1 protein-coding gene and 1 pseudogene are annotated in these 929 nt (G+C 72.9%); both read left to right on the top strand.

The features are described 5' to 3' along the window. Positions 1-261 (top strand): annotated as a pseudogene (locus AC27KI_RS25915) (5-demethoxyubiquinol-8 5-hydroxylase UbiM); the annotation flags it as partial. A 79-nt stretch (positions 262-340) separates the two neighbouring features. After that, complete coding sequence (locus tag AC27KI_RS25910; protein WP_487091392.1) at positions 341-898, top strand: gamma carbonic anhydrase family protein; 558 nt, start codon at positions 341-343, stop codon at positions 896-898. Positions 899-929 lie beyond the last annotated feature (31 nt).

Genomic DNA, 929 nt, shown 5'->3' with positions numbered 1-929 from the left:
CAGGACATCGGCAGCGCCGACGCGCTGCGGCCCTATGCCCGCGCGCACCACCGCCGCGCCTGGCCGATCTATGAAGGCACCAACGCCATCGTGCGGCTGTACACCGACGCGCGCCCCCTGCCCCGCGCCGTGCGGCAACTGGTGCTGCAGGGCGCCCGGCGGCTGGCCCCGCTGAAGGCGGCCATCGTGGGGGAGCTGACGGGGCGCAGTCCGTGGCGGCCAGCACCGCTCGGGGCGCCGGGCGACGCGCCGCTGCGGTGAGCGCCGCGGCGCACGGGGTTCTTGCATAAGATCGCTGCCGACGCCAACGTCCCGCCCCTTTCTCTCCGGACCGCACCCCATGCCCCTCGCCCCCTACCTCGACACCGCCCCCGCTCTGGACGCCGGCGTCTACCTCCACCCCTCGGCCCAGGTGATCGGCGATGTGCACCTGGGGCGCGACAGCTCGGTGTGGTGCAACGCGGTGCTGCGCGGCGACGTGAACCGCATCGTGGTGGGCGAATGCTCCAACGTGCAGGACCTGGCCATGGGCCACGTGTCGCACCGCCATCCGGGCAAGCCGGACGGCTCGCCGCTCGTGATCGGCAGCCACGTCACGCTGGGCCATTCGGTGATCCTGCACGGCTGCACCATCGGGGACGAGTGCCTGATCGGCATGGGCAGCATCGTGATGGACGACGCGGTGGTCGGCGACCGCGTGATGCTCGGCGCCGGCAGCCTGGTCACGCCCGGCAAGGTGCTGGAGAGCGGCTACCTCTACACGGGCCGCCCGGCCGTGCGGCAGCGGGCGCTGACACCGCAGGAAATCGCGTACCTGCGGTATTCGGCCGAGCACTACGTGCGCGTGAAAAACAACTACCTCGCGGCGCCGCCGCAGGCGGGCGCGGCGGCGGCCTGAAGCCCTCGCCGCGCGGCGCGCTCTTTTCAGC

This window comes from Acidovorax sp. KPB24-03, assembly GCF_057546605.1.
Note: the sequence above shows the minus strand (reverse complement) of the source record. Positions and strands in the feature narration are given on the sequence as shown.

Bases quoted from the DNA above. Each gene is read 5' to 3' on its own strand.
- AC27KI_RS25910 (WP_487091392.1), top strand. From the start codon at position 341: ATGCCCCTCGCCCCCTACCTCGACACCGCCCCCGCTCTGGACGCCGGC.